This window comes from Mesorhizobium sp. M7A.F.Ca.CA.001.04.2.1, from assembly GCF_003998485.1.
In the GTDB taxonomy this organism is placed as follows: Bacteria; Pseudomonadota; Alphaproteobacteria; order Rhizobiales; family Rhizobiaceae; genus Mesorhizobium; species Mesorhizobium ciceri.
The window spans coordinates 1-7,977 of sequence record NZ_RZQT01000203.1 but is presented as its reverse complement, the minus strand read 5'-3'; the positions used below and the strand labels follow the sequence as shown (position 1 = coordinate 7,977).

The window sequence follows — 7,977 nt, the reverse complement described above, 5'->3', positions numbered from 1 at the left end:
TGCCGCCGGTCGGGCAGAATTTCACATCGGCGAGCGGCGAGGCGAAGGCCTTCAGCGAAGCGATGCCGCCCGACTGCTCGGCCGGGAAGAATTTCAGGAAGCGCAGGCCGGCTTCGCGCGCGGCCATGATCTCGCCGGGGGTGATCGCACCGGGCAGCAGCGGAACATCGCTGGCGGCGGCTGCCGACAGAAGCTCGCGGGTGATGCCGGGGCTGACGATGAAGCGCGAGCCCGCGGCGGCAGCCTCTTCGAACTGCCTGGCATCGAGAATGGTGCCGGCGCCGACGATGGCGTCCTCGACTTCACCAGCGACCCGCCGGATCGCTTCCAGCGCGTCGGCGGTCCTCAGCGTGATCTCGATCGCAGGCAGGCCGCCGCGCGCCAGAGCGCGGGCCAGCGGCACGGCATTGGCGACATCGGAGATCTTCAGCACCGGGATGACGGGCTGGCCGTTGAGGAGCGACAGAAGTTTTTCGGTCTTGCTGGGCATGTGTCTCTCCGTGGCGTGGGACAATTCAACCGATTAGCAGAAGGCCGTTTTCCTGTCCACGAAACCGGCCGTGTCGCGATGTCACGCGTCACCCATGCTCGCCAAGCCCAAGTTGACAAGGGTGGCTGCCGGCTCGATGGTGCCGACAGCTTTTGTCCGGGTGGCTTTTCAGGATAGGAATTTTTTCTTGACTCCCTGATCTCAGCTATGGTACAAATTCGCCCATGGTGCAGATTTGCGCCAGTGACCCGCCGAACAGGATGCCTGCTTTGCCTTGAATCGGCTTGCTCGAGCGTCTAGTGGCTTCGGCGATGACATCACTTCCACTCCTTCGCGTCGCCGCGCTCTACCGGTTTGCCCGGCTCGACGCTTTCGAAGAACTGCGCGCGCCGCTCGCCGCATTCTGCTGCGGGCGCGGCATAAAGGGCACGCTGCTGCTGGCGCATGAAGGCATCAACGGCACCGTCGCCGGCAGCGAGACGGCAATTGCCGAACTGATCGCGTATCTCGAAGCCATCGAAGGGCTTGCCGGACTCGAGGTCAAGTACAGCGCGGCCGCGGACATGCCGTTCCATCGCATGAAGGTGCGGCTGAAGCGCGAGATCGTCACCATGGGTGTCGATGACATCGATCCTTCGAAAAGTGCCGGCACCTACGTTGCGCCGGCCGACTGGAACGCTCTGATTTCGCAGCCCGGCACTGTCATCATCGACACGCGCAACGCCTATGAGGTGTCGATCGGCACGTTCAAGGGTGCGATCGACCCGGCCACCGCAAGCTTTCGCGAGTTCCCGGCCTGGGTGGAAACGCACCGGGCGGAGCTCGAAGGCCGCAAGGTTGCGATGTTCTGCACCGGCGGCATACGCTGCGAAAAGGCAACCGCCTATGTCAAATCGCTCGGCTTCGAGGATGTCTTCCATCTCAAGGGCGGTATCCTCAAATACCTCGAAGAGGTTCCGGCCGAACAGAGCCTCTGGCAAGGCGAGTGCTTCGTCTTCGACGAGCGCGTTTCGGTGTCGCACGGCCTTGCCGAGGGCGACGCGGAACTGTGCCGCGCCTGCCGCCACCCGCTGACGCCGGGCGAGCTGACGTCGCCCAAATTCGCTGCCGGTATTTCGTGCCCGCATTGCTTCGATGCGCGTTCGGACGAGGACCGCCAGCGTTATGCCGAGCGCCAGCGGCAGGTCGAGCTTGCGCAGGCGCGGGGCAGGGGGCCGCATATCGGCTCCTGATCCAGCATCGTGCTGCTGCAAAGCGGCTGCCTGTCATTGCAATGTCAAGTTTCGGGACCTACGTCTTCGACGTTCGAAACCCGCCCGTTGGCCGGGCAAATCCTGGAGGCACTGAATGTTCGATCCCAAGAAGCTTCTCGACGATCTGCTCGGCTCGCAAATCCCCGGCACCAGCGGCACCGTTCGCGACAAGGCGGGGCAGGCCGTGCAGATGGCCAAGGACAATCCGCTGGCCGCCGGTGCGCTGGCCGCGGTGCTGCTCGGAACCGGTACTGGCCGCAACGTGACGGGCGCCGCGGTGAAGCTTGGCGGACTGGCCGCGATCGGCGGCCTCGCCTACAAGGCCTACCAGAATTACAAGGCCGGCAACGCGCCCGCGGAAGCACCGGCGGCCGGCGAACCGGAATTGCTGCCGCCGCCCAAGGATACCCCCTTCCACCCGTCGCAGGCGCCGCAAGGCGAGGACGAATTCACGCTGACGCTGGTTCGGGCGATGATTTCGGCGGCGAAGGCCGATGGCCATATCGACGATGAAGAGCGCCAGAAGATCGCCGGCAAGCTCAGCCTGGCCGGCATAGGCTCCGACGCCGAAAAGTTCCTGATGGCGGAGCTGGCAAGCCCGCTCGACCTCGACACGCTGGTGGCCGGCGCCAAGACCGATGCGCAGAAGCTCGAACTCTACACGGCGTCGCGCCTGACCATCGATCCCGACACACGCGCCGAGCGCGGTTATCTCGACCTGCTTGCCGGCCGGCTCGGCCTGCCGGACGCGCTGGTCGACCATGTCGAGGCGACGGTTTCGGCGGCCAAGGTGCCGGCCAAGGCCGGGACGTCACCCAATCCGCGCTGGTAGGCCAAAACGGCACAGGGGGCACTTTCCGGGTTAACCGCTCATTAACCCAGCAAGCGCATCATTCAACACAGTCGGATCGGCTTTTCCTCCTCCCAAGCCCGGTTCAGATCAGGGGCGGTCGCCAATGGCCGCCCTTTTTGTCGGTCCGGCCGGATGGACACGCTTGCCATCGCCGCCGTCATTTGCGATGCCTTCCTTTTCGAGCCAACCCCCCAAAATCAGTCGAGCAAGCGCAGCGCTGCCGGAGGACAATAGCCATGACCGAGCAAAGAACCGCCATCGTCACCGGGGCCGGCACGGGCATCGGCAAGAGCGTCGCCACGGCGCTGCTCAGGGCCGGCTGGAACACGGTGTTCTGCGGACGCCGCAAATCCGTGCTGGATGCAGCCGTGGCTGAGGCCGGGTCCACCGGCGCCAAGGCCCTGGCGGTTGCCTGCGATATCAGCAAGGCAGGCGAGGTCGACGATCTGTTCGAGACCGTGGCGGCAGCCTTCGGCCGTGTCGACCTGCTCTTCAACAATGCCGGCATGGGCTACAAATCGACCCCGATCGACGAGATACCGGTCGAAGTGTGGAACGATATCGTCGGCGTCAACCTCACCGGTTCGTTCCTGTGCGCCCGTGCCGCCTTTGGCGCCATGCGCAAGCAGAAGCCGATGGGTGGCCGCATCATCAACAACGGTTCGGTGTCGGCCTATGCGCCGCGCCCAGGCTCGGTGCCCTACACGGCGACCAAGCATGCCATCACCGGACTGACCAAGACGCTGGCGCTCGACGGCCGGCCCTATGACATCGCCTGCGGCCAGATCGACATCGGCAATGCGCTGACCGACATGGCGCAGCCGATGACGGTCGGCGTGCCGCAGGCCAATGGCTCGATCGCAGCCGAAGCGGTGATGGATGTTCAGCGCGTCGCCGACGCCGTCGTTCACATGGCCAGCCTGCCGCTCGACGCCAACGTGCTGTTCATGACCGTGATGGCGACCAAGATGCCGTTTGTCGGGCGTGGGTAGTTATTTCCCGGCCAGCGGCACGATGAAAGGCCGGCGAACGCTGGGACGCTGCGAAGCAGCGGGGACCCAGCCGGGTGGTTTTATTTTCCCGCAAGCGGCACGCCGGGCTTGAACAGCAGAATGGGCCTGATCTCGTAAACGGCGGTGGGATTGACGCGGCGAAGGTCGCGGGCGATCGCGATGGCCTCGTCTCGCGTGGCGCAGTCGACGACATAGAGCCCGAGCAACTGTTCCTTGGTTTCGGCGAAAGGACCGTCGATGATCACACCGTCGCCCGGGCCGCGCAGGGTGATGGCATCCTGTGTTGCGCCCAGACGCGCGGACGGCCCCAGCGTGCCTTCCTCATGAAGCCGGGTGTTGATCTTCAGCAGGTCGGCCATAAGTGCTGCATCTTCCTGCGGCGTCAGCGCCTTGATCGCATCTTCCACGTGATAGGCAAGGATTGCGTAGAACATTTTATGTCACCTGCTTCGATCCTGATCCAGGGAGCGTAGCGGTTCCCGACACGCCCGCCCAGCCTTGGCCGTGCGTGTCCGGACAGATCATGACACCATCATGGTCGCCAGCCGCAACCATCCGGAAAGAGGCCACCGGCCCGCTTTCAAACCTACTTCGCCAGGAACGCTCCGATCCGCTCCAGTGCGCGCAGGATGTTCTCCTCGGAATTGGCATAGGAGAGCCTGATATAGCCTTCGCCGAGAATGCCGAAATCGGGGCCGCCGATCAGCGCCACGCCGGCCTCGTCGAGCAGTGCCGAGGCGAGCTTCTTGGCCTTCCAGCCGGTCTTCGAGACGTTGGGGAAGGCGTAGAACGCGCCCTTGGGCGTGATGCAGGAAATATTAGGCAGGGCATTCAGTCCCTCGACGACGATCTTCCGGCGGCGGTCGAAGGCGCGCATCATCTCGTCGACGTCGTCCTGCGGGCCGTCGATGGCGGCGATGCCGGCAAACTGGCTCGGCGCGTTGACGCAGGACCAGCAATTGACCGCCAGCTTGCGCACCTTGTCGTAGAGATGGGCGCCCTTGTCGCCATTCGGCCAGATCGACCAGCCCATGCGCCAGCCGGTCATCGCCCAGGTCTTCGACCAGCCGTTGAGCACGATCAGCCGGTCGCGGATTTCGGGAAAGCCGAGCAGCGAGCAATGCGTCTCGCCATCATAGGTCATGACGTCGTAGATCTCGTCGGAGAGGATGGCGACCTGCGGATGCGCCTCCAGCCCCTTGACCAGTTTCTCGATCTCGGCGCGAGGCGTGACGCCGCCGGTCGGATTGGCGGGCGAGTTGAGAATCAGCAGCCTGGTCTTCGAGGTGATCAGCGCCAGCGTCTCCTCGGCCGAGAAGGCAAAGCCGTTTTCTTCGCGCATCGGCACGGGAATGGGTGCCGCACCCGTGAACTCGATCATCGAGCGGTAGATGGGAAAGCCGGGGTCCGGGTAGAGGATCTCGGCGCCGGGCTCGCCGAACATCAGGATCGCGGCGAACATGGTCGGCTTGCCGCCGGGCAGGATCATCACCGTTTCGGGCGATATCTCGACACCGGTGGTGGTTAGCGTGCGGCGCACCACCGCCTCGCGCGTCGCCAGCAGGCCATTGGCCGGCGTGTAGCCGTGATGGCCGTCGCGCAGCGCCTTGATCGCCGCCTCGACGATGTGCTGCGGCGTCTTGAAGTCGGGCTGGCCGATGCCGAGATTGACGATGTCGCGGCCTTGTTGGGCAAGTGCTGTGGCCCTCGCAAGCACGGCGAAGGCGTTTTCCTCGCCAAGGCGGTCGAAGGCCGAAATCGTGTGGAGCATTTTTCCCGTCCGTGTGGTTCTTGCTGTTGGGTCGCGTTTTTGTGAGCCTCAGCCCGCAAAAGTCAAACGGATTGGAGCATTCGGTGTCGGAAAATCTGAAGGGTTGGCAACCGCGTCCGCGGCCTGAACGCAAGACCATCGACGGTCGATACGTCCGGCTTGAACCGCTGAGCGCTGCAAAACACGGCGACGGCCTCTATGAAGCGTCCTCCGTGTCCGATATCGACGACCGCTTCGCCTGGTTGCCCGACTATCCGCCGGAGACCCGCGCCGCCTTCCAGCCATGGCTGGACAAAGTCGAGGCCAGCGAGGATCCGCTGTTCTTCACCGTCATCGACAAGGCCAGCGGCAAGGTCGCCGGACGCCAGACGCTGATGCGCATCGATCCGGCCTTCGGCGTCATCGAGATCGGCAACATCTATTGGGGACCGCTCATCTCGCGCAAGCCGGGAGCAACCGAAGCGCAGTTCCTGTTCATGAAATACATCTTCGACGGGCTCGGCTATCGCCGCTACGAATGGAAGTGCAACAACCGCAACGAGCCATCGAAGCGGGCCGCCGAGCGGTTCGGCTTCAAGTTCGAAGGCATTTTCCGCCAGCATCTCATCGTCAAGGGTGAAAACCGCGACACTGCGTGGTATTCGATCATCGACAAGGAATGGCCGGCGCTGCGCAGTGCCTATGAGGCGTGGCTCGATCCGGCCAATTTCGATGGCGACGGCCGGCAGAAGCGACGGCTCGAGGATTTTCGCGCGGAATTCGGCGCTTAGGAGTTCACTATTGGCACATACCCACGATCACACCGGGCACGGTCACGGCCCTGGTCATGTGCACGGCTCGACCGACAAGAAACGCGTTCTGATCGCAGCCTGCCTGACCGGCGGCTTCATGGTCGCCGAGGCGCTTGGCGGCATCCTCACGGGCTCGCTGGCGCTGCTGGCCGATGCCGGCCACATGCTCGCCGATTCGATCGCGCTCGGCCTTGCCTGGTATGCGTTTCATCTTGGCGGCCGGCCGGCGACCGTTCGCCTCACCTACGGCTTCGGCCGGGTCAAGACACTGGTGGCCTATACCAACGGCATCGCCATCTTCGTCATCGCGCTGTGGATCGTCTATGAGGCCTGGGGACGCCTGCAGGCGCCGGCGCCGGTGCTTGGCGGGCCGATGCTGGTGGTGGCGATCCTCGGCCTGCTGGTGAACCTCGGCTCGTTCTTCGTGCTGCATGGCGGCGACCGCGAGAGCCTGAACATGCGCGGCGCCATCCTGCATGTGCTTGGCGACCTGCTCGGCTCGGCGGCGGCCATCGCGGCGGCGCTGGTCATCCTGGCGACCGGCTGGACGCCGATCGACCCGATCCTGTCGGTCCTGGTTTCACTGCTGATCCTCTACACGGCATGGTCGCTGATGCGGGAGGCCGCCCATGTCCTGCTCGAGGGCGTGCCGCCAAGCCTCGACCGAGATCTGATCGCCAGCGATATCGAGGCGACCATCCAGGGCGTGCGCGAAGTGCACCACATGCATGTCTGGTCGCTCGACGGGACCAGCAACATGGCGACGCTGCATGCCTGTCTCGACGAGGGCGTCGATGCGCATCAGGCGGTGAGTGCCGTCAAGAAGCGGCTTGCCAGCGAGCACGGCATCAGCCATGCCACCGTGGAACCGGAATTCGGCCAGTGCGCCGACGATGGCGACGAGCACGACCACGGGCACGAGCATGAAGCGGCTGCATACCACGACCACCATCACTAGGACCGGATCGATCGATGTCGATCGTCCTGCCTCAGGAGTTGCAAAACCTTGAAAACCAGCTTGACGAACGCCCATCCTCCGGACGCGGCATGATGGACCGCGACACCAGGAACGCGGTCATCGCCGCCGCGTGGATCATGCTGCTGTTCGGTATAGGCGCCTACTATCTGCCGACGGTAATGCTGGCACTCGGCAGCCTTTCCACCGTGCTGGCCGGCGCCTTTGGCATCGTCTTCGTGCTGGCGTTCTTCTCGGTGTTCTGGCTGCGCGCCCGCAACCAGCGCAAAAACCAGGGTAAATAGGCAAGGGATATCGACATGCGCATTCTGATCACTGGCGCCGCGGGTATGGTCGGCCGCAAGCTCATCGCCCGGCTGGCCAAGGACGGGACGCTGCGCGGGGGCAAGATCACCGCGCTCGATCTCCACGATATCGTGCCGCCACAGGCGCCGAGCCTGGATGGCGTCAGCGTCACGCTGCACACCGGCGATCTCGCCGAAGCGGGTGCCACCGAGCGCCTGGTCGCATCGCGCCCCGACGTCGTCTTTCATCTCGCCGGCATCGTATCGGGCGAGGCGGAGGCGAATTTCGAACTCGGCTACCGCGTCAATCTCGATGGCACGCGCGCCCTGTTCGATGCCATCCGGGTGGCGGGCTTTGCGCCGCGCGTCGTCTTCACCTCGTCGATCGCGGTGTTCGGCGCGCCGTTCCCGGACGTCATTCCCGATGACTTCCATCCGACGCCGCTGACCTCTTATGGTACCCAGAAGCAGATGAGCGAAGCGCTGCTGGCCGACTATTCCAGGCGCGGGTTCTTCGACGGTATCGGCATCCGGCTGCCGACAATC

The 7,977-nt window shown here is 64.4% G+C and carries 10 protein-coding genes; 7 read left to right on the top strand and 3 right to left on the bottom strand.

Annotated features, from left to right (window positions below):
* Positions 1-490 (bottom strand): bifunctional 4-hydroxy-2-oxoglutarate aldolase/2-dehydro-3-deoxy-phosphogluconate aldolase (gene eda / locus EN955_RS32720; protein WP_127223543.1); only part of this gene is annotated, 490 nt, incomplete at its 3' end.
* A 311-nt stretch (positions 491-801) separates the two neighbouring features.
* Here eda and EN955_RS32715 point away from each other — a divergent pair.
* The 3 genes from EN955_RS32715 (at position 802) to EN955_RS32705 (ending at position 3,588) form a co-directional block, all read left to right on the top strand.
* Positions 802-1,722 carry a rhodanese-related sulfurtransferase gene (locus EN955_RS32715; RefSeq protein ID WP_013529741.1) on the top strand — a complete coding sequence of 307 codons (921 nt, stop codon included), beginning with the start codon at positions 802-804 and terminating at the stop codon, positions 1,720-1,722.
* 115 nt (positions 1,723-1,837) lie between these two features.
* Positions 1,838-2,575: a tellurite resistance TerB family protein gene (locus tag EN955_RS32710; protein ID WP_024502721.1), complete on the top strand. Its 738-nt coding sequence runs from the start codon at positions 1,838-1,840 to the stop codon at positions 2,573-2,575.
* Between the two features lie 257 nt (positions 2,576-2,832).
* Positions 2,833-3,588, top strand: a complete 756-nt coding sequence (locus tag EN955_RS32705) for an SDR family oxidoreductase (protein ID WP_024502720.1) — start codon at positions 2,833-2,835, stop codon at positions 3,586-3,588.
* A gap of 80 nt (positions 3,589-3,668) precedes the next feature.
* Here the strand turns inward: EN955_RS32705 and EN955_RS32700 are convergent, their stop codons facing one another.
* Both EN955_RS32700 and EN955_RS32695 read right to left on the bottom strand, forming a co-directional pair.
* Positions 3,669-4,043, bottom strand: a complete 375-nt coding sequence (locus tag EN955_RS32700; RefSeq protein WP_013529744.1) for a YciI family protein — start codon at positions 4,041-4,043, stop codon at positions 3,669-3,671.
* Between the two features lie 152 nt (positions 4,044-4,195).
* Positions 4,196-5,380 carry a pyridoxal phosphate-dependent aminotransferase gene (locus EN955_RS32695; protein WP_024502719.1) on the bottom strand — a complete coding sequence of 395 codons (1,185 nt, stop codon included), beginning with the start codon at positions 5,378-5,380 and terminating at the stop codon, positions 4,196-4,198.
* 83 nt (positions 5,381-5,463) lie between these two features.
* On the opposite strand from EN955_RS32695, the gene EN955_RS32690 reads away from it, so the two are divergent.
* From EN955_RS32690 to EN955_RS32675, 4 genes are all read left to right on the top strand, one after another.
* Positions 5,464-6,150 (top strand): GNAT family protein, encoded by a 687-nt coding sequence (locus tag EN955_RS32690; RefSeq protein WP_024502718.1) that lies wholly within the window; start codon positions 5,464-5,466, stop codon positions 6,148-6,150.
* 10 nt (positions 6,151-6,160) lie between these two features.
* Entirely contained in the window at positions 6,161-7,129 is a 969-nt protein-coding gene (locus tag EN955_RS32685) for a cation diffusion facilitator family transporter (RefSeq protein ID WP_024502717.1), read from the top strand.
* An 89-nt stretch (positions 7,130-7,218) separates the two neighbouring features.
* Complete coding sequence (locus EN955_RS32680; protein ID WP_013529748.1) at positions 7,219-7,431, top strand: hypothetical protein; 213 nt, start codon at positions 7,219-7,221, stop codon at positions 7,429-7,431.
* 15 nt (positions 7,432-7,446) lie between these two features.
* Positions 7,447-7,977 (top strand): NAD-dependent epimerase/dehydratase family protein (locus EN955_RS32675; protein WP_127223542.1); only part of this gene is annotated, 531 nt, incomplete at its 3' end.